At 38.9% G+C, this 23,971-nt stretch carries 21 protein-coding genes and 3 tRNA genes; 18 read left to right on the forward strand and 6 right to left on the reverse strand.

Annotated features, from left to right (window positions below; all coding sequences use genetic code 11):
* Nucleotides 1-107: 107 nt before the first annotated feature.
* The gene (locus AC5WOF_RS18150) at nt 108-464 is read left to right on the forward strand and encodes a hypothetical protein (protein ID WP_496051355.1); all 357 of its coding nucleotides are present in this window, start codon (nt 108-110) and stop codon (nt 462-464) included.
* A 103-nt stretch (nt 465-567) separates the two neighbouring features.
* Here AC5WOF_RS18150 and AC5WOF_RS18155 read toward each other — a convergent pair whose 3' ends face one another.
* From AC5WOF_RS18155 to AC5WOF_RS18165, 3 genes are all read right to left on the reverse strand, one after another.
* On the reverse strand, nt 568-972 hold the full coding sequence (locus AC5WOF_RS18155; RefSeq protein WP_496051356.1) for a hypothetical protein: 405 nt from the start codon (nt 970-972) through the stop codon (nt 568-570).
* Nucleotides 973-1,122: 150 nt separating this feature from the next.
* Nucleotides 1,123-1,353, reverse strand: a complete 231-nt coding sequence (locus AC5WOF_RS18160) for a hypothetical protein (protein ID WP_496051357.1) — start codon at nt 1,351-1,353, stop codon at nt 1,123-1,125.
* 118 nt (nt 1,354-1,471) lie between these two features.
* Nucleotides 1,472-3,148, reverse strand: coding sequence for a YndJ family protein (locus tag AC5WOF_RS18165; RefSeq protein ID WP_496051358.1), 1,677 nt, complete (start codon nt 3,146-3,148; stop codon nt 1,472-1,474).
* A gap of 176 nt (nt 3,149-3,324) precedes the next feature.
* On the opposite strand from AC5WOF_RS18165, the gene polA reads away from it, so the two are divergent.
* The 5 genes from polA (at nt 3,325) to AC5WOF_RS18190 (ending at nt 9,271) form a co-directional block, all read left to right on the forward strand.
* Nucleotides 3,325-5,985: a DNA polymerase I gene (gene polA / locus AC5WOF_RS18170; protein WP_496051359.1), complete on the forward strand. Its 2,661-nt coding sequence runs from the start codon at nt 3,325-3,327 to the stop codon at nt 5,983-5,985.
* A gap of 33 nt (nt 5,986-6,018) precedes the next feature.
* Nucleotides 6,019-6,843, forward strand: a complete 825-nt coding sequence (mutM, locus tag AC5WOF_RS18175; RefSeq protein ID WP_496051360.1) for a DNA-formamidopyrimidine glycosylase — start codon at nt 6,019-6,021, stop codon at nt 6,841-6,843.
* A gap of 15 nt (nt 6,844-6,858) precedes the next feature.
* Complete coding sequence (coaE, locus tag AC5WOF_RS18180) at nt 6,859-7,473, forward strand: dephospho-CoA kinase (RefSeq protein WP_496051361.1); 615 nt, start codon at nt 6,859-6,861, stop codon at nt 7,471-7,473.
* Complete coding sequence (locus tag AC5WOF_RS18185) at nt 7,455-8,066, forward strand: lytic transglycosylase domain-containing protein (RefSeq protein WP_496051362.1); 612 nt, start codon at nt 7,455-7,457, stop codon at nt 8,064-8,066. The genes coaE and AC5WOF_RS18185 overlap by 19 nt, the downstream gene beginning before the upstream one ends.
* 170 nt (nt 8,067-8,236) lie before the next feature.
* Nucleotides 8,237-9,271 carry a glyceraldehyde-3-phosphate dehydrogenase gene (locus AC5WOF_RS18190; protein WP_496051363.1) on the forward strand — a complete coding sequence of 345 codons (1,035 nt, stop codon included), beginning with the start codon at nt 8,237-8,239 and terminating at the stop codon, nt 9,269-9,271.
* A 76-nt stretch (nt 9,272-9,347) separates the two neighbouring features.
* Here the strand turns inward: AC5WOF_RS18190 and AC5WOF_RS18195 are convergent, their stop codons facing one another.
* Complete coding sequence (locus AC5WOF_RS18195) at nt 9,348-10,124, reverse strand: SDR family NAD(P)-dependent oxidoreductase (protein WP_496051364.1); 777 nt, start codon at nt 10,122-10,124, stop codon at nt 9,348-9,350.
* Between the two features lie 239 nt (nt 10,125-10,363).
* Between AC5WOF_RS18195 and nrdR the strand changes: the two genes are divergently transcribed.
* From nrdR to AC5WOF_RS18255, 12 genes are all read left to right on the forward strand, one after another.
* Nucleotides 10,364-10,870, forward strand: coding sequence for a transcriptional regulator NrdR (nrdR, locus tag AC5WOF_RS18200; RefSeq protein ID WP_496051365.1), 507 nt, complete (start codon nt 10,364-10,366; stop codon nt 10,868-10,870).
* Nucleotides 10,871-10,958: 88 nt separating this feature from the next.
* Nucleotides 10,959-12,257 carry a DnaD domain protein gene (locus AC5WOF_RS18205; protein WP_496051366.1) on the forward strand — a complete coding sequence of 433 codons (1,299 nt, stop codon included), beginning with the start codon at nt 10,959-10,961 and terminating at the stop codon, nt 12,255-12,257.
* A 60-nt stretch (nt 12,258-12,317) separates the two neighbouring features.
* Nucleotides 12,318-12,393: transfer RNA gene (locus AC5WOF_RS18210), tRNA-Phe, on the forward strand.
* Between the two features lie 3 nt (nt 12,394-12,396).
* Nucleotides 12,397-12,471 (forward strand) — tRNA-Gly (locus AC5WOF_RS18215).
* Between the two features lie 12 nt (nt 12,472-12,483).
* Nucleotides 12,484-12,572, forward strand: a tRNA-Leu gene (locus AC5WOF_RS18220).
* A gap of 296 nt (nt 12,573-12,868) precedes the next feature.
* Complete coding sequence (locus AC5WOF_RS18225) at nt 12,869-13,045, forward strand: cation transporter (protein WP_496051367.1); 177 nt, start codon at nt 12,869-12,871, stop codon at nt 13,043-13,045.
* An 81-nt stretch (nt 13,046-13,126) separates the two neighbouring features.
* Nucleotides 13,127-15,535: a heavy metal translocating P-type ATPase gene (locus AC5WOF_RS18230; RefSeq protein ID WP_496051368.1), complete on the forward strand. Its 2,409-nt coding sequence runs from the start codon at nt 13,127-13,129 to the stop codon at nt 15,533-15,535.
* 105 nt (nt 15,536-15,640) lie between these two features.
* Complete coding sequence (locus tag AC5WOF_RS18235; RefSeq protein ID WP_496051369.1) at nt 15,641-15,844, forward strand: copper ion binding protein; 204 nt, start codon at nt 15,641-15,643, stop codon at nt 15,842-15,844.
* 370 nt (nt 15,845-16,214) lie between these two features.
* Complete coding sequence (locus AC5WOF_RS18240) at nt 16,215-16,391, forward strand: hypothetical protein (RefSeq protein WP_496051370.1); 177 nt, start codon at nt 16,215-16,217, stop codon at nt 16,389-16,391.
* A gap of 75 nt (nt 16,392-16,466) precedes the next feature.
* Complete coding sequence (locus AC5WOF_RS18245; protein WP_496051371.1) at nt 16,467-17,168, forward strand: response regulator; 702 nt, start codon at nt 16,467-16,469, stop codon at nt 17,166-17,168.
* Entirely contained in the window at nt 17,165-18,226 is a 1,062-nt protein-coding gene (locus tag AC5WOF_RS18250; RefSeq protein ID WP_496051372.1) for a sensor histidine kinase, read from the forward strand. Before AC5WOF_RS18245 ends, AC5WOF_RS18250 begins: the two co-directional genes overlap by 4 nt.
* Before the next feature lie 81 nt (nt 18,227-18,307).
* Nucleotides 18,308-18,862, forward strand: a complete 555-nt coding sequence (locus AC5WOF_RS18255) for a YdhK family protein (RefSeq protein WP_496051373.1) — start codon at nt 18,308-18,310, stop codon at nt 18,860-18,862.
* 185 nt (nt 18,863-19,047) lie between these two features.
* On the opposite strand, the gene AC5WOF_RS18260 is transcribed toward AC5WOF_RS18255, so the two are convergent.
* Nucleotides 19,048-19,281, reverse strand: a complete 234-nt coding sequence (locus AC5WOF_RS18260) for a hypothetical protein (protein WP_496051374.1) — start codon at nt 19,279-19,281, stop codon at nt 19,048-19,050.
* A gap of 15 nt (nt 19,282-19,296) precedes the next feature.
* A complete protein-coding gene (locus tag AC5WOF_RS18265) occupies nt 19,297-23,934 on the reverse strand; it encodes a cation-translocating P-type ATPase (protein ID WP_496051375.1) in 4,638 nt (1,545 codons plus the stop codon).
* Between the last annotated feature and the right edge of the window lie 37 nt (nt 23,935-23,971).

Raw genomic sequence — 23,971 nt, forward strand, 5'->3', positions numbered from 1 at the left:
TAATTATTAAAAATAGCTATTTATTTTAGGAGGTTAATAACAATGAAAGAAAGAACATTTATATTATAAGTATCGAAAGTATGTAAAAAATATGAAGGGGAATATTTATGATTAAACGGAAAATTTACGCTTGGCTTTTTCAGTCCCTTGTCGTTTTTCTGTTTTTGTCAATCTATTTGGGTGGAAGTCTTTTTACTTCTTTCCTAGGACTATTTTCAGGTTTTCTACTCTCTATTGCGGGAATCATACTATTACCTTTTTCCATCCTAATTGATTTTTTTATTAAAGGATTATCATCAGGCTTTCAGCTAATCGTCTCTTTTCTGCTTCATATAGGTGTCAGTATCGCATTTTTTCTAGCTGCCCAAGGCTGGATGTTAGCATTGCTCTATGGTTTTCTTTATTGGTTGTTTGATTTGGTCTTAAAGTGGAAACAGAACAAGAAGAAAGACCAAATCGTTTGATTTGGTCTTTTTGTCCCATTTATATGTTCGTTCATTTTTTACTGGCCGCCCTGCACACGATGTTGCTTGTGTGAGGGCGTGGCCTGGAAAGAGTCACTGGGACTCAAACGGAAGGGAACAGCTCTCCAGCTTGCTTCTTAACAGCTTGGAGTGCCTTTACACCATCCTTGAAATAGTTGCATCCCGTCTGAATGTCGTCGAGGCAACCTTTCTGGATGATTTCAGGCTTGACCGGTCCGGTCTTGTTGGGAGACATGGCGAGGTTGAAGAGTTCCCTCATGGCAGGGGCGATCTTCTTTTGTGCTTTGGAGAAGAACCTCGCTACCTTCCAGATGTACTCCTTGAGATCCTCATCCTCTATTTCCTTCAACTGATCCTTGACAGCGATGATTACAGGTTCGGCTTTGGAGATGAACTCCAGTGGATTTTCCTTCTTTTGAAGGACCTGCTCTGCCTCGGGCAGAAGGTTGACCAGTGCGATGATCATGTTCCGAAGTTCCGGAGTCATACCAGTACCTTTCCATGCCGGTGAATGACTTTATCCTATCGCCAAACGAGAAGAATGTAAATGGATGGAGAAATTCACCTAATTATATATATTTTCTTACCTTTTATATCGGTGGGCGGTATGCCGTGTGGCACACCGCCTTTTCACTAGCTATCCGTCCACTCGATCATTGGATCGCTTGGAAGAGAGCTGGTCTTCAAGCTCCTTGACCCGTGTTTCAAGTCCTGACACTTTCTTTTGCATCAATGCCAGAACACGAAGCAAGTCAAACACAATCCTCAGCAGGCTTGCGACACCTCGTGTTTTTTCCTTTTGAGGAGAGTTGAGTGCTTCTGCCCTTACTCTTGCTTCGCGGAGGATGTCAGCAATGGATTGCGCCACAGTTTTTCCTCTCTTGTGGGAACAGAGAATGTATATTTATACATTCTTTTGGATTGTAATTCATTATGAATGTGATGGCAATAAAAAAGATCTAGAATATTACTCTAGATCTATCTGTTTAGCCATTGACTTTACCTGATATCTCATATTCAATGTTCAATAATTTGAGGCCAAATAACCACATACGATGAGTAGCTTGCAATCTGCCGTACTCATCCACCCAAATTAAAAAGTGCTCATTAAGAGGAAGGCGGAAGGAGTAGTTTTTTATCATCAGATAAATTCCTTCGTCTCCTTTGCGTCCTCTTCTTGGCAAACTTGTGATCTGTAAGGAAAGGTCAGCACCATGTTCCAGTCGTAGGATTCCTGTCAGATTTCGTTTTGGGATAGGAAGTGTAATGTGCAAGTACTGTTCGTTGTCGTGATAATGATCAGAATAGATGGCGACGAACATCGTTTGATCGGTGCCCTTATAGGTACGAACCCAAGCGCGAAGATTTTTATTCCAATATTGTTTTTCGTTGCAAACACCAATGATTTGACTATCTATTTGGATAATTTCTTCCTGATTTGTAGGTAAATTGATTTGTTGGGTTTTCTTTGACCAAGCTCTATGTATTTTTGCTAGAAGCCGAAATCCACGATGCCAAGTGATCTGAGCAGCGAGCTCATAAAGCATCGTATTCTCATAAAAAGAGCGGATTTTTGGATGGACTTGTGATGGGAAAAAATCGCTCCGGGCAAATTTTTCTAAGTTGTCAACCAAACCAGCATATTGTTGCGTTGGATCGGTGAGTTTTTTTCGATCTAAAAAATTTTTGCCTATTTTGTTTTCACCATTGATATTCGTTTGTGGCAAACCATAAAGTACGGTATTTTCCATTGGTTTTAGGTAGACCCAACCGAACAATCCAAATAGAATAAAACCAATGGCATTGACAGTTCCGTGATAAACTTTCATTTGATCCATCGTCAGCCAATGGTGTCCGAATAGAGTGGAGATACTGAAAGCGACAGATAATAAAATGGTTAGAACGACAATAACAGCAGAAGCTTGCAGGGCAAACCGTACAATGAGGCGGGTTGCTTTCTTGCTGATATGCACCAAAACAAAATAGCTATAGACAAACAAACATACGGCGTACAGAAATACAGCTATTGTTTCCAGGATATGATTGGTATAGATACCGATAGCAACGAAAAGCGGACTTGCCATTAAGCCAATGGTTGTCCAGCGAAAAAGGCGTCCGAGTTTTGAACCAGGACAGAGTTCTCTTCCTACTAGTCCAATAAACAAAGGGGAAAAGATAGCTGCAAAGTGAAAATGAGAAGCAGTTAAAAGCAGCATCTCACCACGGTAACCAAGTAAGCTGCCGCCAAAGCAATATACACTCAAGGCTGCTCCACCGATAAAAGAATAGATCAACCCAATGTCGATAGCATTCTCTTCTAATACATGTGAGCCGCGTTCTAATAATCTTCTGACTCCATATCCTGCTAAAGCAAGAAGGTAGATGGCCCATGGAATCGATAAAATTCCCGAAATCAAACTGCCTGCTGGAAATACAAATGCCAATCCTATTGTACAAGCCACGTATGGATGATATCCCATTAAAAAATCATGATAATGTGAGTCGCTTCCATCACGTTTTATTGTGGGGACAAGAAATAAGAGTAACGGGATCGCAAGAAATATTGAAATCAGTAATAGTCGTTCCAAACCATCTGCGAGCACGACAAATATGATCCAGAGAATGGTAGAAATCAGAAAATTTCTTGCGAAAGTATTGTTCATACAAAATAAATTCCTTTTCTGTTTTTTAATTAGTCTACCATAAAAGTACTTTCTGAGTATTTGGATTAAAATATTTCAAGCCAAATGTAACTTACTGGGAATTTACTGGAAACGCATGTGCGGATAGTGATACAATGAGTTGGAGTTTATTTTGATCGGGTAAGGTTGTGAAAGTTATGAAAAAATTAATGTTAATTGACGGAAACAGTATTTTATATCGAGCATTTTTTGCTCTTCCTCTCCTTTCTAATTCTTCAGGTATTCATACCAATGCAGCCTACGGATTTGCGATGATGCTAGTGAAAATGTTAGAAGAAGAAAAACCAACTCATGTTTTAGTTGCTTTTGATGCGGGTAAAATGACATTTCGTCATAAAGACTATGAAGCATACAAAGGAAAAAGAGATAAAACTCCAGGGGAACTGTCCGAGCAAGTGCCATTGGTACAAGAGATATTAGATGCTTTTGCTATTCAAACCTATCAACTAAATGGGTTTGAAGCCGATGATATTATTGGTACATTGGCTGTTCAAGCGGAGAAAGAAAAAATAACTACGTTGATTGTCAGTGGAGATAAAGACTTATTTCAACTCATTGATGATCATGTAACAGTTCTACATACGATTAAAGGCGTTACCGAGGTCGATCGATATGATGAAGCAAGGCTTCATGAGCGTTATGGACTCCGCCCCGATCAAATTGTAGATTTAAAGGGATTGATGGGAGATCCTTCCGATAACATTCCGGGAATACCGGGGGTAGGGGAAAAGACTGCCCTAAAACTGTTAGCCAAGTACCCAACTGTTGAAGAAATTATTGCCCACCCAGAGGCATATTCCGGAAAAAAACTTCAAGAGAAACTGCGGGAGTTTGCAGATGATGCAGTATTGAGTAAAAGATTAGCTACGATTCATACGGAAGTGCCGCTGCCGTTCTCATTTGCAGAAATAAAGTTGCAAGATTTTCAGCGGGACAAGGTTAGGGATGTCTTTTCTCGTCTTGAGTTTCGTACTCTTATGGATCGAGTGGATAAATCTCCTCTTTTTATTTCAGATGAAGAAGGCCGGATGGAGATTCCAACTGCTGCTCATGATTATGTGCAGATAGAAGAAGCAAATAAAGAGGAGTGGGCACATTTGTTTCAGCAGTCTCCTCTTGCAATTCATCTGGAAACAGATGTAGACAATCCTCATCATGCCACCATTACTGGAATAGGTTTATCGAGTCCTGATGAAAATGTGTTTCTGCCATTTGAAGTTGCCAAGGATTGGGATGCTTTTCGTATATGGGTGGAGGACAAAGAAAAACAAAAAGTCGTGTATGATTTAAAACGAAGTAAGATTTTATTGGAAAGAGAACAAATCCCTATTCATGGATTTGTTTTTGATGTATTGCTTTCAGCCTATGTGCTCAATCCATCGGAAACAAAGTTGGAGATAAGTGATTTAGCTTTGCAGCAAAGCGTAGGTTACCTGCCTTCTGATGAGGAAGCTTATGGGAAAGGAGCAAAGCGAAGACCGCTGACAGGAGATGCTTTAGCAAGCCATGTTACCAAAAAAACGGCAAAATTATTTGCTTTATACGATACATTTGAAAAACAATTAGAAGAAAATGATCTGACCAAATTACTATGTGAATTGGAGATGCCATTAGCGGCTGTCCTTGCTAATATGGAAGAAACCGGGGTCAAGGTAGATAAAACCCAATTAGAAGAGCTTGGTGTTACTTTTAAAGAGAAGATCGACCAATTGGAAAAAGAGATCATTGAGCTGGCCGGTACAGCCTTTAATATTAATTCACCGAAACAATTATCAGAGATATTATTTGAAAAACTGGGCCTTCCAGTGATCAAAAAAACGAAGACAGGATACTCGACTGGAGCAGATGTTTTAGAAAAACTTGCTCCACAACACGAGATTGTTGAAAAAATTTTACACTATCGTCAGGTTGGAAAGTTATACTCCACTTATATAGAAGGATTAAAAAAGGAAATTGCGTCGGATGAAAAGATTCATACGCGATTTAATCAAACGATCGCAGCGACAGGAAGACTGAGCAGCACGGAACCAAACTTGCAAAATATCCCCATACGTTTAGAAGAGGGACGACAAATTCGTCAAGTATTCGTTCCTTCAGAAGAAAACTGGGTGATTTTAGCTGCGGACTATTCACAAGTAGAACTGAGAATATTAGCCCATTTATCCGAAGATCCTATTTTGCAGAGAGCTTTTCAAGAAGATAGAGATATTCATACACAAACTGCAATGGATGTATTTGGTGTAGATACAACAGAAGTTTCTTCATTGATGAGAAGTAAAGCAAAAGCAGTGAATTTTGGGATTGTATATGGAATCAGTGCATTTGGTCTGTCGCAAAACATTAATATCCCACAAAAGGAAGCGAAAGAATTTATTGAGCGTTACTTTGCCACTTATCCAAACGTCCGAAAATTTATGGATGAAGTGGTGGTTGAAGCACGAAAAACAGGATATGTAACTACTTTGCTAAATCGTCGACGTTATCTCCCAGACATCAATGCTTCACAGTTTAACGCGAGAAGTTTTGCTGAACGGACTGCGATGAATACACCTATCCAAGGCAGTGCAGCAGATATTATCAAAAATGCCATGGTGCATCTATATCGAGCTATGCAAGAACGTCAGTTAAAAAGTAGAATGTTACTGCAAGTACATGACGAACTTATCTTTGAAGTTCCACCAGAGGAGCTGGAGGAACTGAAAAAATTAGTTCGTGAAAAGATGGAACATGCAGTTCCGCTTAGCGTACCGCTCAAAGTAGATGTCAATATAGGCAAGAGTTGGTATGAAGCTAAATAAAAACAGATGAAAATAGAGAAAGAGGATGGAGAAATGCCAGAATTACCAGAAGTAGAGACAGTAAGACGGACTTTGTCTTCTCTTGTTGTGGGGAAAACCATTTGTGAAGTTACTGTCTCTCTGCCGCGTATTATTCGCAAACCAGATGATAGTAAGGAATTCGCTGAGAAATTAGCAGGTACCACGATTACTGCTGTTGAGCGAAGAGGCAAATTTTTAAAGCTATTTGCTGATCCATACGTATTAGTCTCTCATTTGAGGATGGAGGGCAAGTATCGGATGGCAAAGAGCACAGATCCAGTTGAAAAACATGACCATGTTGTTTTTCATTTTACAGATGGTTCAGAGTTACGTTATAAGGATGTACGCCAGTTTGGAACGATGGATTTGTTTTTACGCGGTGAAGAGGACAATGATGCACCTCTTGCCAAATTGGGTCCTGAACCGCTCGGTGATGAGTTTACAAAGCAGTGGTTTCAATCTCAACTGAGTAAAAAAACGACAAAAATAAAAGCCTTACTGCTCAATCAACATTTTGTTGTTGGACTAGGTAATATATATGTCGATGAAGCTTTGCATCGAGCAAAAATTCATCCAGAGCGTGTAGCTAAAAGTTTAACAAAAAAAGAGGTATCCGAACTATTTCAGGCTATCCGCGAAACTCTCCAAACGGCGATCGATGCAGGAGGTTCATCTGTGAGATCCTATGTGAATGGCCAAGGAGAAATGGGATATTTTCAATTACAGATAAAAGTATACGGAAGAAAAAATGAGCCATGTTATACATGTGGGAATCCGATCAGTAGATTAATTGTTGCTGGACGAGGGACACACATTTGTAATACATGCCAGCATTAAAAGCTTTGTTTTTCAATGAAGAAAGTATATGGTGATGATATGATATATGGATTGACAGGCGGGATTGCTACAGGTAAAAGTACAGTAGCTGAAATGCTTCGGGAACTTGGGGCATATATCATAGATGCAGATCAGATTTCGCGACAAATAGTAGAGCCGGATCAGTTAGGTGCAAATAGGATAAAAGAACACTTTGGAAAAGAACTTTTTACAGCAGATGGTCATTTGAAAAGGGACAAGCTTGCTCAGATTATATTTCAAAATCCCTCAGCGAGAAAACAACTGAACAATTTGTTACATCCACTTATCATGAAAGAAATGCAGAGGCAAACCGACGAGATCTTAAAGCAAATGAAAGACGCTGTGGTGATTTGGGATATTCCTTTGTTGTATGAAGAAAATTTGACCAATTTTGTCCAAAAGGTTATTGTGATATATGTGCCTGAAGAGGTACAACGCAGGCGTTTGCAGTTACGTAACAACTTTAACCAGAAAGAGGTAGAGTTTCGTATTCAATCGCAACTGTCGATAGAAGAGAAAAAAAGTTTGGCGAACTACTTGATTGATAATAGTGGGACAGTTCAACAAACAAAGAGACAGGTAGTGGCATTATGGAATCATCTAACCTAAAGAAATGGATTGAGCCAGCCCTTCAGGCTCTTCCAAGAAAAAGGTTTATCGCCATTGGAATTATTTTCATTATTCTATCCCTTGTAATCGCATTTCCTTTGTTTAATCGTTGGATTTATCCGTTAGATTATGAGAGCAATATTTTAAAAAGCGCAAAACAGACAAACACAGACCCATTTCTAATTATGGCTATCATTCGTGTAGAGACCAAGTTTGATCCGGAAAAACAGTCTCATGTTGGTGCACAAGGATTGATGCAATTGATGATTCCAACAGTAGACTATGCGATTAAAAAAGGAAATTTTTCACCTTCCATGCGACAGTACATCAAAGTACCAGCAGTGAACATACAAGTCGGAAGTTGGTATTTAAGTGATCTAACCCGACAATTTAAAGGCAACAAAGTCGCAGTAATCGCAGCATATAACGCAGGACCATCACGAGTACAGAAATGGTTAAAAGATGGAACATGGGATGGAACAAGGCAGAATGTACAAAAGATTCCCTATGGGGAAACTAGACATTATGTACAACGGGTAACCTTTTTCTATGAAAAATACAAATCGCTGTATATGGATTTAGTGAAAGATTAAGCGGACAGCTTTTATGTCCGTTTTTTCTTGTGGAAATATTCCTTATGTTCTATCGAAATGAAAAATAGGCATGTTTTATTAGATGTTCTATATTGCAAAATGTGACATACTGATTATAATGAAATAGAGGATTAGTGTGTTATAAAAGCGTCGGAAGGGGAAGCAATTATATGAAACTACGCATTGCCATAAATGGTTTTGGGCGAATTGGAAGAATGGTTTTTAGAAAAGCGATCACGGACCCCACTATTGAGGTAGTTGCAATTAATGCGAGCTATCCAGCAGAAACATTGGCACATCTTATTAAGTTTGATACCATACATGGTTTTTTTGATGAAGAAGTTATTGCAGAAGAAGGGATGCTCTACGTCAATCGTCAAGCTGTGCGCTTGGTTTCCAATCGAAATCCTTTGGAACTGCCTTGGGAAGAGTTGGGTGTAGATGTTGTAATAGAGGCTACTGGTAAGTTCTGTGATCGCGAGGGAGCTTCTCTTCATTTACAAGCAGGTGCCAAAAAAGTAGTAATTACAGCACCAGGTAAAAATGAGGATGCTACGATCGTTATGGGAGTGAATCATGAAATTTATGATCCTGAAAACCATCACATTATTTCCAACGCATCATGTACCACAAATGGTCTTGCACCAGTTGTAAAAGTTTTACATGATCGTTTTGGAATCGAACATGGATTGATGACAACTGTTCATTCCTTTACAAATGACCAAAATAATCTCGATAATCCACATAAAGATTTGCGCCGTGCCCGCGCATGTTCTCAATCGATTATTCCTACTAAGACAGGGGCAGCAAAAGCATTAGGACTAGTTATTCCTGAATTACAGGGGAAGTTGAACGGTTTTTCGCTGAGAGTTCCAACTCCAAATGTTTCTGTAGTTGATTTGGTAGTGAATTTACAGACAAATGTAACAGCAGAAATGGTAAATGAGGCTTTTCGTAATGCTTCTGCACAAGGAATGAAAGGAATTTTGCAATATTGTGAACTTCCACTTGTATCTACTGACTTTACTGGGAATGAAAATTCTTCAATAGTTGATGCACTTTCGACAATGGTAATGGGAGAAAGACAAGTAAAAGTACTCGCATGGTATGATAATGAATGGGGTTATTCTTGCCGAGTGGCAGATCTGGCAAAATATGTAGGGGAAACACTTCATCAAAAAAAATTAGTACATGCTACTGCTTAACCAACTATGATCTGGGGATCACGTCTTAAGTTGTATGCAGAATAAATAAAAAACCGTTCCATTGGAGGAACGGTTTTTATCTTGTAGCAGACATACCACCATCTACGTTGTAGACGCTTCCTGTTGTATATTTCGCTTCCTCTGAAGCTAAAAATAAGATAGTATTTGCTACTTCTGTAGTAGTTCCATATCTCTTCATCGGTATGTAACGGCAGAAATCTTGACGTACTTGTTTCTCCATCCCTGGATTTAATTTGCTTTCGAGGCGGTCCATCAAACTAGATTCAATAGGAGCAGAAATAACAGCGTTGACACGGATATTTGATTGGCTATTTTCCAATGCTACTGTTTTGACTAATCCTAACAAGGCATGTTGTAACATAACATGTGATGAAAGCATAGGAAGTCCCATGAGTCCAGCAACTGTACCATAAGTTACAATAGAGCCTCCTCCGTTTCTTTGCATGATGGGGATCACTTGTTTAATGAGAAAAACAATGTCTTTTACGTGGTGATACAATTTATCTAATTCATTTTCTTCCACTTCTTCAATAGGGCCAACCATACAATCATTTGGTGATGCATATACGAAAATATCGATGGTGCCGAAATATTGTACAATGTCATCAATACAGACTGTTATTTCAGAGTCTTTGCCTCCTTCCATCGAGATCAACAGTGATCGATCAGAAATAAAATGGTCTTTTGAGGACAATTGCATTGCACTAATATTTTGATAGTTATCAATAAGTGCAAGTTTTGCTCCTTCTTGAGCAAATTGCTTTGCCGCTTGATAGCCTACTCCATCTGTAGCACCAGTAATGAGAACTACTTTATCTTGAAAACGTTTCACTATTCTTTTACGCTCCCTGATTTTCAATATCTTTTTAGTATACTTCAAAAAAGAAACCAATAGAGTATTGTCATATTTTAGACGAATAATTTTCAAAACTATAGGTTGCTATTTTTTGAATTTGCCTTCTTTTTTCAATAAAATAGATCTCATAAGTGCAGGTGAAAAAACAGGATTGAGCATCTGATCATTTAACTGTATCTTTAAATGATAGTAGACTGGATACGGGAGGAAAGTTAATGAAATGTCCGATTTGTAATCATAATGGGAGCCGAGTGCTTGATTCGCGACCTGTACATGAAGGAAAAGCGATTAGAAGGAGGCGAGAGTGCGAAGCTTGTAATGAGCGATTTACAACTTTTGAAATGATAGAAGAAAAACCATTGATGGTAATAAAAAAAGACGGGAGCCGAGAAGAATTTAGTCGAGAAAAATTATTACGTGGGTTGATTCGAGCATGTGAGAAAAGACCAGTTCCGACGAGTAGTTTAGAAGGTCTCGTTCTCGATATGGAACGAAAACTTCGTGAGGTAGGTATTTTGGAAGTTCCAACTACTGAAATAGGAGAAATGGTATTGGAACGGTTGGTGAAAATCGATGAAGTTGCCTATGTTCGTTTTGCGTCTGTCTATCGACAATTTCAAGACATTCACCTTTTTGTAAGAGAATTGGAAGATTTACGAAAAAGGTCAAATGAAGGAGATTTAGAACATTTTTTGGATGAAAACGACATAGATCGAGAATAAATTTTGGTTGGCTTTGAGTACCCATTTGCGATAGAATGAACAAACCCGCTATTCATTCGGGAGAAAAAATTAGGGGAGGTCACATTCTATGTTTTGGCAAGAAATCCAATTTCGTAGTCGACAAGAAAAAGCATTGGATGATACAGATCTTTTTACTATGACACATCTCTATCAACCAATTGTCGGAGTTATGGGAGTTGGATTATATGTGACGCTTCACTCGCAGGCTTCCCAACAAGAAACTTCCACTCTGCTTACACATACATATCTCTTCAAATTACTCTCTATTTCACATAATCAATTGTTAGAAGCGAGATATCAATTAGAGGGAGTTGGCTTACTGCGAACATTTGAAAAAAGTAATCAAAGAGAGGGCAACTACTTGGAATACCAAGTTATATCGCCCTTGGCACCCCTTACTTTTTTTCAAACCATGCCATTGGCAATTCAATTGCAACATCGTCTGGGGAAAGATGAGTATCAAATGGTGAAAAATCGAGTGTGGCCAGAAGATAAAGAGATTCAGAGCGTCAATTTGACGAAAAGTTTCCAAGAAGTATATGGACAAAAAGAAGTTGCTGCTTCTACTCAAACAATACCAGCTACGAAAAAGCGAAAATCGAATATCGATTTTGGGTTTATTCGTTCACGATTGGCATCGATTATTAAACCTGCTAATTGGACTTCTCAACTTGAATCAGAGTTGAAACAAGCTTGTTATCTATTTAAGTTGGATGAGTCTACGTTGATAAAAGCTATTCAAAATCCAGAAGTTTCATACAGTGGACATGTTAATTTAGAAAAACTGTTCCATTATTTAAATACGGCACCTTATTCCAATAATTCTGTTGTTTCACCTTCAGACAAGGAAAAGCCAACTATACCAGAGCCAGCAATGTCTCCAAAAGAAAAACATTTCCAGTTGTTAGAGACTATTTCTCCATTCGAACTTTTAGCTCACTATCAAGGAGGAGCAGCTGTACCAAAGAGTGAGATGAATCTGATTCAATCATTGCTCACACATTATCAGTTACCTGCACCTGTTGTGAATGTGCTGTTAGATTTTGTCATGCTAAAGTGTGATCGTAAATTACCAAAGGCATATGTAGAAAAAATAGCTTCTCACTGGAAACGTTTAAATATTCAAACATCTGAGCAAGCAAGAGTACAAGCGCTCAAAGAACATACCAAACAATCAAACCAAAACTCCAGCACAACAAAAGCTAGAAGAAAATCTAGTGTGAAAAAATTGCCTAAAACCATCGCTCGGGAAGTTATCGAGCCTAGTTTTACAGATGAAGAACTTCAAGGGACTTATGATGATATTCAAGCAACAATGAAATTTTTACGTTCAACAGAAAAACAAGTGTTGCACAATAAAGAGTAGCGTGCTATAATAACTTTTGTCAGTTTGAAAGGACTTGAAAATGTTTGAAAATTGTTTGATGGCTCGATAGCTCAGTCGGTAGAGCAGAGGACTGAAAATCCTCGTGTCGGCGGTTCGATTCCGTCTCGAGCCACCAGTTGCGGAAGTGGCTCAGTGGTAGAGCATCGCCTTGCCAAGGCGAGGGTCGCGGGTTCGAATCCCGTCTTCCGCTCCAAATTACTGCCTTGCCGGGGTGGCGGAATAGGCAGACGCACAGGACTTAAAATCCTGCGGTAGGTGACTATCGTGCCGGTTCAAGTCCGGCCCTCGGCACCATATTCTAGCGTTTTGGGGATTTTGAAGCCAGGAAAGTTTAAGGTGAAGATCACAGGTTGCAAACGAAGTACAAACTTTCATCTTACGAAAATGTTTTCCTTGCAATTGCATCTCCAGAGAGGAAGTCGTCCAATTTTTGGGCGGCTTTTTTTGTATGATAATCGCCTAAACTCACATAAATTTTGAGGGATCAAAAAATGAAAAAATCTTTACATAGGGTAAGGGGGTATGCTATGATCATAACAGCATAAATCAATCAATGGAGGAGATTATAAGGAAGAAAGAAGTACTTACAGGTGCAAGGGATGGGTTCCAAGCATTGTGCCGTGATCGTAAAAGGAGCGTTAAAACCGTTTAATGCGAAAGTAGAAGCAGATTTAGTGAAAACCGTGACGGTGGAATATAATGAAGGACAAGTAAGTTTAGACACCTTGAAAGAAGTGATGGAAGATCAAGGTTACGATGTTGTTTAAGGCTATATACCCAGTAGGGGTAAAAAATTTTTACGCCCTAAATACCCCCATAGGGTATATAGAGAGAAGGGAGTTTGATCTATGGTCACGCAACAAAGGTTGAAAATTAGTGGAATGACTTGTGCAGCCTGTTCCAATCGAATAGAGAAAGGTTTAAAAAAAGTTTCTGGTGTTTCCGATGCTAATGTGAACTTCGCTCTCGAAACGGCTACAGTTTCCTTTGATACAGAACAAACGGATGTAGCGGAGTTAGAAGCAAAAATTTCTTCACTTGGTTATGGAACGATGAAAGAAGCAGTAGAGTTGAAACTGATTGGAATGACTTGTGCGGCTTGTGCAAATCGGATTGAAAAAGGGTTAAATAAACTACCAGGGGTATCAAAAGCAACGGTAAACTTCGCCTTGGAGACAGCACGAGTGGAATATTATCCGGATGAAGTCACGAGCAAAGAGATGATTCAAAAAGTAGAAAAACTGGGATATAAAGCAGAGTCAAAACAAGAAGCAAAAAACGATATCGATCATCGTCAAAAAGAAATCAAAAAACAACAAACGAAATTTTTCTTTTCTGCCTTATTATCTTTGCCTCTCTTATGGGCAATGGTAAGTCACTTTTCGTTTACCTCGTTTATCTGGGTTCCAGAAATTTTTATGAATCCTTGGTTTCAGTTTGCATTAGCAACACCTGTTCAATTTATTATCGGCGGACACTTCTATGTTGGAGCATATAAAGCGTTGCGAAATAAAAGTGCCAACATGGATGTTCTAGTAGCTTTGGGTACATCCGCAGCTTATTTTTACAGCTTATATCTCAGTATCCTAAGTATTGGTCAACAAGGACATCATCAAGTAGAGCTATATTTTGAAACGAGTGCTGTTCTTATCACCTTAATTATTCTTGGGAAATTATTTGAAGTTCGGGCAAAAGGTCGTTCTTCCGAAGCGATTAAGAAACTAATGGGATTACAAGCAAAAACAGCTTTAGTCGTTCGTGATGGACAAGAAGTACAGATTTCGATTGAGGAAGTACAAACTGGCGATATATTGATTGTCAAACCAGGAGAAAAGATTCCAGTAGATGGAGTAGTCATGGAGGGAACCTCCGCAGTCGATGAATCCATGTTAACTGGGGAAAGTATCCCGATTGAAAAACGCAATGGTGATTTCGTGATTGGAGCTGCCATGAATAAAAATGGCCGTCTCTTGGTCAAAGCAACAAAAGTAGGAAAAGATACTGCTCTTGCTCAAATTATCAAAGTAGTAGAAGAAGCACAAGGTTCCAAAGCTCCTATTCAACGGGTAGCAGATAAAATCTCAGGAGTGTTTGTACCGATTGTTGTAGGAATCGCTCTATTTACCTTTCTTATCTGGTATTTTGCAGTGAACCCAGGACAATTTGCCAGTGCATTAGAAAAAGGAATTGCAGTATTGGTTATTGCCTGTCCTTGTGCTTTGGGATTAGCCACTCCAACCTCGATTATGGCTGGATCGGGACGAGCAGCGGAATGGGGTGTCTTATTCAAAGGTGGAGAGTATTTGGAATCTACACACCAAGTTAACACTGTTGTATTGGATAAAACCGGAACAATTACTAATGGGAAACCTGTGTTAACCGATGTCCTTGTTGCAGAAGGTATCGAGGAGACAACCTTCTTAACTTTGGTAGGAGCAGCAGAGAAAAACTCGGAACACCCCTTGGCGGAAGCGATTGTGGAAGGGATCAAGGAAAAAGGAATACTAGTACCTAATGCTGAGGAATTTGAGGCGATTCCAGGTTATGGAGTTCGTGCTATTGTCCAGAACAAAGAAATGTTTATTGGTACTCGAAGACTTATGACTAAACACAACATTGATGTAGAAGCATTTCAAACTGTCATGGCTGACTTAGAGAAATCGGGAAAGACAGCTATGCTAGTAGCTGTCGATGGTCAGTTTGCAGGTTTAGTAGCGGTTGCCGATACGGTCAAAGATACTTCACAGGAAGCCATTGCCCGTCTTAAAAACTTAGGGCTAGAAGTGATCATGATCACTGGAGACAATGAGCGTACTGCTGAAGCGATTGGTCAAGAAGTGGGAGTGAATCGAGTTCTTGCAGAAGTTTTGCCAGAGGGAAAAGCAAAAGAAGTGAAAAAGCTGCAAGCAGAAGGCAAGAGAGTTGCGATGGTTGGAGATGGGATCAATGATGCACCAGCTCTAGCAACTGCAGATATTGGGATGGCAATAGGTACCGGAACCGATGTTGCAATGGAAGCAGCAGATGTCACGCTCATGCGAGGCGACTTAAAAAGTATTGCCGATGCGATCTTCATGAGCCGAAAAACGATGCGCAACATCAAACAAAATCTTTTTTGGGCATTGGCCTATAACGTCATTGGAATTCCGATTGCTGCTTTTGGTTTCCTAGCACCATGGTTAGCAGGAGCAGCAATGGCACTTAGTTCTGTGTCTGTTGTGCTGAATGCTCTACGCCTGCAACGAGTGAAACATTAATTGGTTTTTCAAATAACTATGACGCTATTCATCAGCTATCCAACGAGAAGCTCTGAGAGAAAGTAAAGTAAGATGAAAAATCAAAATACAAAGGAGAGTTAACCAATGTCGCAAGTAAAGTTAAAAGTAGAAGGTATGAGTTGTAATCATTGTGTTGTTTCCATCGAAGGAGCACTGCAAGCAATCGGTTCAAAAGGAAAAGTGGATTTGGCTAGTGACACGGTGATGGTAGCATATGACGAAAAGAAATTGTCTTTGGACCAAATCAAAGAAGCAATCGAAGATCAAGGATATGAAGTCGTTTCCTAAATATAGAATAGGGGAGTATATTATAAAAAAATATATTGCAAATGAAAATGAACTAGAAAGAATTGAATTTTATGAGAGATCAGCTACTTGAAAATCAAATGAGCTTTTGACAACGATGCACAAGTTAATGAAATGATTGCTTGCAAGAAAAAGGAACAATGAGCTGTTTTCAGTGGTTGTTCCTTTTTTTGACTTCATTATTTGGTTTCATACACAAGAAGGGATTCGCTTAAATTGTTATTTGAAATAAATTATCCTCATACGATCCTCACAATCTCTCATTAAAATAATGAAGAGAGGAACATCATGAGTAAATCAGTAAAAAGGGTAATTATTTCTTCCATTGTTTTAATAAATAGAGCTCAAATGGATGAAACTTCTGATAAGGAAGGTGGCCAAATACCCAGTCCAAAAATTTCTAAGTATAGCGACAGATGAGAATGCGATTTCTAATCCGCCTGTAATCAAAAATCTGCTTGTATCGATTGGGGTTTCGGAAAGATCTGATTTAACTTTTGTGGCAGGTGAAAAAGAGTTTGACTATTGATCTTCATGATGGAACTAGTACAAGAAATCATTGGTTACAGCATTCAGCTCTTTTTGTATAAAAGTAGGTGATGAAATGAATAAAGTAGTACTAATCGTGGATGATGAAGAAAAAATACGTGATGTCTTGACTTCTTATCTTCAAAAAGAAGGATTTACAACCATAGAAGCTGCCAATGGTACAGAAGCATTAAAAACCATCGAACGAGAAGCAATAGATTTTGTTATCCTCGATTTGATGTTACCCGATATATCCGGAGAAACGGTTTGTCACCGGATACGTGAGTATTTGCCCATACCTATCCTTATGTTAACCGCAAAAGTTTCCGAAAGGGATAGACTCCAAGGATTATCCATAGGAGCAGATGATTATGTGATCAAGCCATTTAGTCCGAGGGAAGTGGTCGCACGAGTGAAAGTAATTCTCCGTAGAACCGATCATGATCTCGTCACATCAAGAGTAACTATTCAAAATGGGGATTTGGAGATTGATCGAGATAATCAAATGGTATTAAAAAAAGGAGAAGAGATACATCTCACTCCAGCAGAATTTAAATTGCTGCTTGTGTTGGCACGCCACCCTGAGCGGACGTTTTCACGAGAAGAATTAATAGAAAAAGTGATTGGTTTTCACTATATGGGGGATGATCGTACGATCGATCAACATGTGAAAAATCTACGTCAAAAAATAGAGACCGATCCTAAAAAACCTACCTACTTACTTACTGTTTATGGATTTGGGTATCGATTTGCAGGAGGAAAATCTCAAACACGATGAAAAAACGATTAACGATAATGTTTGTTGCAGTTGCTTCTGGAATGGTAGGTTTAGCGAGTATTATTTTTCTCGTAGAAATGCATTATCATATTTCCCTTTATCAAAAAAAATTTCCATTACCAGATTCTCAGATGGTTTATTATGATTATCATTTTGAGCAGGCACTGATCCAATCTACTTTATGGACGGTAGTAGGAACTGTTTTACTTGCTATTTTCATCAGCCTTTCTATCGCAAAACGAATTACTTCTCCGCTTATTGAGATGAGAAAAATCACCGAGCAAGTAACGAAAGGAAATTTGGACTCTCGTGTAAAAGTGGCGGGAACAGATGAAGTAGCTCATTTAGGTCAAGCATTCAACCATTTAACAATACAGCTACAGGAGCAGGAAATACTCAGAAAAAATCTTACGTCAGATATAGCTCATGAGCTTCGCACACCTTTGGCAACATTGAAAAGTCACATGGAAGCTTTTGAAGATGGAATTTGGGAACCAACCCCTGAACGAATTCGATCTTGTCAAGAAGAACTGGAACGCCTCATTCATCTAGTGGGGGATCTAGAGCAATTAACCAATGTAGAATCCCCTAGTTTTATCCTTCAAAAACAAAAAGAGGATTTAGTTGAGATCGTAGAGCAGAGTACTCGAGCGATGGAAACGAATTTTAAAGTAGAAGGAGTAAAACTAGTCGTGAACACTCCAAAACGTGTTTCTGTGTTTGTGGATCGAAATCGAATCGCGCAAATTTTAATCAATCTGCTATCAAATGCGCTTAAGTTTACCCTTTCTGGTGGACGAGTTACGGTGGAAGTAACAGACGAAGACAGAGATGCAAAAATCACAGTGAAAGATACAGGAATTGGGATTCCAACAGCGGAGTTGCCTAAAGTATTTGAAAGGTTTTATCGTGTAGAAAAATCGAGAAGTAGAGAGTTAGGTGGAAGTGGAATTGGGTTAACGATTGTCAAAAAATTGGTGGAAGCACATGATGGTTCTATTAACATGGAAAGTAAGGAAGGAATAGGGACAACAGTATGTATTTCCATTCCGAAATAAGGAATGGAACACTTAGCGTAGTTCAATGATATCAAGCATTATTTGTGAATAATAAAAAGAATCAGAGGTGTCAATGGGAAAATGAAAAAACTACTTTTCTTTCTTTCTCTTGTTGTAATTGTGGCTCTAAGTGGATGCGGAAATGCAACAAAAGACAACAAAAACATGGACTCTCAAATGTCAGGAATGGATCATTCCGAAATGCATCATTCGAGTTCGGCTCAATTACCTCAGGGGTTAAAGAAAGCAATCAATCCAAAATATAAAATTGGAAGTCAAGTGATGATACAATCAGACCACATGTCAGGGATGAAAGGCGCGACTGCTACCATTGTAGGGGCTTATGATACAACAGCTTATGTCGTTTCCTATACTCCCACAACAGGGGGAGAAAGAATAAAAAATCATAAGTGGGTTATTAAAGAAGAAATGAAAAATGCAAAAAATCAACCTTTAAAACCAGGAACTGAAGTTATGTTAGAAGCAGACCATATGCCCGGAATGAAGGGTGCAACTGCGACTATTGAATCAAGTGAAAAAACGACCGTGTATATGGTCGATTACACTCCAACAACAGGAGGAGCGAAAGTGAAAAATCATGAATGGGTGACAGAAAGTGAGCTATCCCCGAAGTAGCGCAATCAAAAAAAATTATGTCATGGAATTGAAAAAAGCAGGTGTCTACTTGATGTAGTTGACCTGCTTTTTTTGGCAAACAAAACTGCAAACGAACAATATTTCTTTGCTATTTATCTGAGTATATTCAATTTAAACCTGCATTTTTCCTAAGTCTATTAGTGTCAGATGCAAATGAACAACGCTTACTCTCTTTGTTTGTCTTTCATTATTTGATCATACTGTGCTTCCAGCCAAATATCTTCTAGTTCATGTTTAGCTTTTACCGCGAGAACTTTCACTTGTTTGATAGAATCCTGTAATGTTTCCCTACCCTGAGTAGTAATCGGTTTGATTGTTTTACGGTAGATGGGAAGAAGTGCCGGTATAGAAAATAGTAGCGCTGATCCCACAATCCATTTTTGTACTGGAGAACCCATGGTTATTCATTCCTCCTAAGCCGTTTTTAAATGGATCAACCCATTATTATTGGTTTGCATAGATGTGGTTCTTTTGAATCGAGATACAAAGGAACAGATAGGTTTAGAAATTGTTGTAATGGACCCGGCCACTAAGAATGCTTGTATCCAATGTCCGGTGTTTAATGGCACAGTATGGAAGAAAGTCCTTAAACCAGGGATATAGATAGTAGCTGCCAAGGTCAAGAAGGAAAATCCAAGTGCACCAATCAAGAAGCGATCTTTCATCCAATCAAAAGCCTTTTCTTCTAAACCTTCCTGTCTCCATGAGAATGTTTGAATTAGTTGTCCTATTACAAGAGTGGCGAAAGTTAATGTTTGCGCAATAGGTAAACTAACCCCTTTCATAAGACTGAAAGCAAATAGACCTAAGGAACCTAATCCTAACAATGTTCCACGTATCACGACTTTTTGGTAAAGATCTTCATCTGCAATTTGAATACGTTCGCTCTGATTATTTTTATTCCCTGGACTAGTGGCTAAAATCATGGCTGGCAGTGCATCCGTTAGCATATTCATTAATAGAATCTGAATAGGGATGAGTGGAAGAGGCATTCCGATTAATACTGCCACACCTGTGACAAGTACCTCTGCTAGGTTGCCTGTTAACAGACAACCTAGTGCTTTACGGATGTTTGTCATAATGGTACGTCCTTCTTTGACAGCATGAATGATGGATGAAAATTGATCGGTTTTCAACACCATATCGGAAGTTTCTTTGGTTACTTCTGTCCCCGTCTGCCCCATTGAGATCCCAACATTGGCTTGTTTAATAGCAAGAGTGTCGTTTACACCATCTCCAGTCATGGCTACCTGTATACCTTGATTTTGATAAGCTTGTACGATTCGAACCTTTTGTTCGGGTGTTACACGAGCAAAAACATGAATTTGATTTACTCGTTTACTTAATGCTGCATCACTTAACTTATCCAATTCTTTCCCTGTCATGACAACAGGTGTAGAATGAATACCTATCTTTTTAGCAATCGATATAGCCGTTAAGGGATGATCACCAGTAATCATTACAGGTCGAACACCTAAACGATAGGTTTCTGCTATACTCTCTGCAATATCATCTTTGGGAGGATCTATCATTCCAGCTAAACCGACTAAGATAAAATCATTTTGATCTATTTTTTCATCCTTCGCTTCCCATTCAATGGGACGATAAGCGAAAGCTAATACACGCATAGATTGATCAGAATAGGATGTATGAATATCTTCGAGATAACGGCGATGTTCGTGCGATAATGGGACTACTTTCCCATCTATTTGGGCAAAAGAACAAATTTCCAGGATCGATTCCATCGACCCTTTTGTGAATACAAAGCAGTTGTTTTCTTTTTTACAAGCAACACTCATTTTTCCTTTGGCTGAATCAAATGGAAGCTCATGCACCCGTTTCCATTCCGTTTGTTTTGGCAGATAGTCTGTTTTATGAGCAAAGGCAAGAAGTGCACCTTCTGTTGGATTGCCTTTTATGGTCCACAGCTCACCATCTTGTAGAAGCTTCGTATTATTACAGAGTGTTACAATGGACACAAGGCGCTCTAAATCAAGCTTATGCTCTTCTTTTATCGGATTGCTGGCTATTATCTTTCCTTTTGGTTCATACCCAATTCCTGTAACTTGCCATTGGTTTGATAAGGTAGCTACTGCTTCAACTGTCATTTCATTTTTGGTTAATGTTCCTGTTTTATCTGTACAAATCACATTCACTCTTCCAAGTGTTTCTAATGTAGATAATCTGCGAATCATGACACTTTTCTTTGCCATGCGGAAAATACCTGCACTCAGGGCGATTGTAACGGTGACAGGAAGCCCTTCTGGTATTGCCGAGGTTGCAAGTGCTACAGATGTAGAGATCATTTGAGAAAAAGTATTTCCGCGAAATAGCCCCACAGCAAAAATGACACTAGCAATGATAAGTGCACCTTTTACAAATCGCTTACTGATGTGTGTAACCTCTTGTTGCAATGGAGTCATTTCTTGTTTCTTTTCTACTAAAAGAGAGAGGAGACGACCCATCTCAGTGTGCATTCCTGTGGAGACAACAATACCAGTTGCTTTTCCTCGTGACACATTTGTACCCATGTATACCATATTGCTGCGTTCTGGCAGAGGAGTATCTTCTGGGATAGCTTGATCTGTTTTCAGTACAGGTAATGACTCTCCTGTTAACATGGACTCATCGACTTCAAAATTCCATGTTTGTAATAAACGAATATCAGCGGGAACGCGGTCTCCAGCTTCAAGATGTATCAAGTCTCCTGGAACAAGTTCATTTCCATCCAGAACTTGTTCGTTTTCATGGCGAATGACTTTACATACAGGAGCTTTGTACTGATTTAGTGCTTCCACTACTTTTTCCGCTTTTCGCTCCTGAATTGTACCCACAACTGCATTTGCCATGAGAACGGAGCCGATAGCAACACCATGAAACACATCACCTGTCAATATGGAAAGTGCTGTAGTTCCAAGTAATAATAGAGAAGTAAACTCTTTGAATTGCCCTAAGTATGCAAGAAGCCAGTTATGTTTTTTTTCTTTTATGATCTCATTGGGACCGAATTCCTTTTTTAAGTACTCTACCTGAGCAGGAGTTAATCCCAATCCATGTTCGGCACAGAAATAAGATAAGATTTCTTTTGATGTTAAGGCATACCAAATTGGTGGTGTTGAAGTTTCTTTTTCCGCACAAGTCGTTGCAATTTCTGAAATAGGAGAAGAATTGTCTAGCTTTGGACTCATCTCACTTAAGTGTGATAATTGGATCAAAGAGAGAGCATCTGTAGCTAAATTTATCATCATTGCACTCATTCGAAATGGAATCGCCATAAACACGCCGATGATATTAAAAATTTTACTTATTCGTAACTGTCGATCTGTCCTTTGTTTAATGGAATGGGCAAAATCTATCATACTAGGGAGTTGACGAATTTGTTGATCTGTAATAGATGGCACTAAGGTTTGTAATCTGGAACTAGGCAATTCGGTTAGAAGTAAGTATTCATAACCTTTCTTTCTTTCTCGCTTGATTTGGGAAATGATTGCTTCTTCATTCAAACATAAAAAATCGGTGTCTATCGAAAATCGCTCTAATAGTTGGGGTTCAATTTGCAAACTATTTTTTATTACTTTTATATTCCATCCTTTTTCAAGTAAATGGTGTCGTAAACTCAAATAAGGACGGATTGGTGATTCATTATTTGTGTGGAAAATGCCAAGGCATTCCACTTCATCATTCTGCACACAAACCAGAGCCTGTACATCTTGACCCAGCCGTTTTAGTCGCTTATAAGGGATAAGGTAAGGATCAATCGTACAATGATGACGTTTCAAGTAATCTAATTCACCAAAATAATACATAGACTGCTTAATCTTTCCTTGTATTCCCTGTGCTTCTTCTTTGCAGTTAAAAGCAGTATGTAAGGTGAGAGGGAGTTTTTCTGCTTTTGCTAAAATCGTTTGTTTCCAAGGATGATTTGTTTTTTGTAATAAAGAGGCTAGAATACACCAAACTTTTTCTTCTTGTTGCTCAGTTTGAACCGTTAAATCTTTTTTAGAAGGAGTGAATATTTGTGATGTATCTTCGACTAACAATGTTTTTGTTTGCGCCAATTGTGCCAAACTTCCATTCTTAGGGATCCATCCACCTTCTTGAACTGCCTGAACCTCGGATTTTTTCCAAGCGGCAATGGTTGGAACTACAGCAATACGAGGATTTAATGCTAAAAGTACTGCTAATCCTTTTAGTGGGTCACGAGTCAAAGCAAAGGTAGTTGCTGCGGCTGGAAAAGCAAGCTTTCCCATGCGATTGCTATATTTTTTTATGGATGGACTTAAATAACGGTCTTCCATTTCGTCTATTGATGTTTCTGATCGTTCTAATTGTCCACGTTGCCATTCAATGAATTGCAAGATACTAACTCCTGCAAGAGCGAGTAGGTTTTCACCAATAAAAGCCAAGGAAAGAGCAGAAGCACCTAAAATAAGATCACTGTTCCATTTTTGTTTTTGACTTAGTTGACGAATACCTCGTTTTAAAAAGGGGTAACCCGTAACGACTGATAAAGCGCTTGAGGCAACAAATAACCATGGATTTCCAGCTAGTGCTGTACGTCCGTATACAAGGTGTTTTGTTCCTAAAAAAGCTAATCCACCTAAACTTAAAGTTAAACCTAGAGGAATTTTGCTTTTGACTGGGTTCATCTGTTCATCTTTTGTATGCAAGGCTTCATCATTTTGATGGGGTAACTGGCTGAAAGAGTCAGATTCCTTGGTAACTGCTATTTCTTGATTTACGATGGAAGAAACGGTGCCTTCATTTATAAATGTATCCGCAGATTTCGTTTCTTGATAGAGCAATTTACGTTGAATCATTTTTTCTATAAGGTTGCATTTTTCACAGATCACTTCAGCAGAAAGGATATGAGGTTCAAAGTGAATTTGAACTCTTCCTGTGAGTATACAAATCTGCACATTAGTAATCCCTTTTAACGAGTTCAATTTTTGTTCAATGAGTGCTGAACCCCATGGATTGTCTTGTAATCCCAGGATTTCGATGCGGATGAATCCAGGAAATATCCGAAGATAACGTTCTTGTTTACTCACTAATTATCACCCCTTCCATAAACATACTTAATATGGA

This window comes from Shimazuella sp. NTD250 (assembly GCF_059510375.1).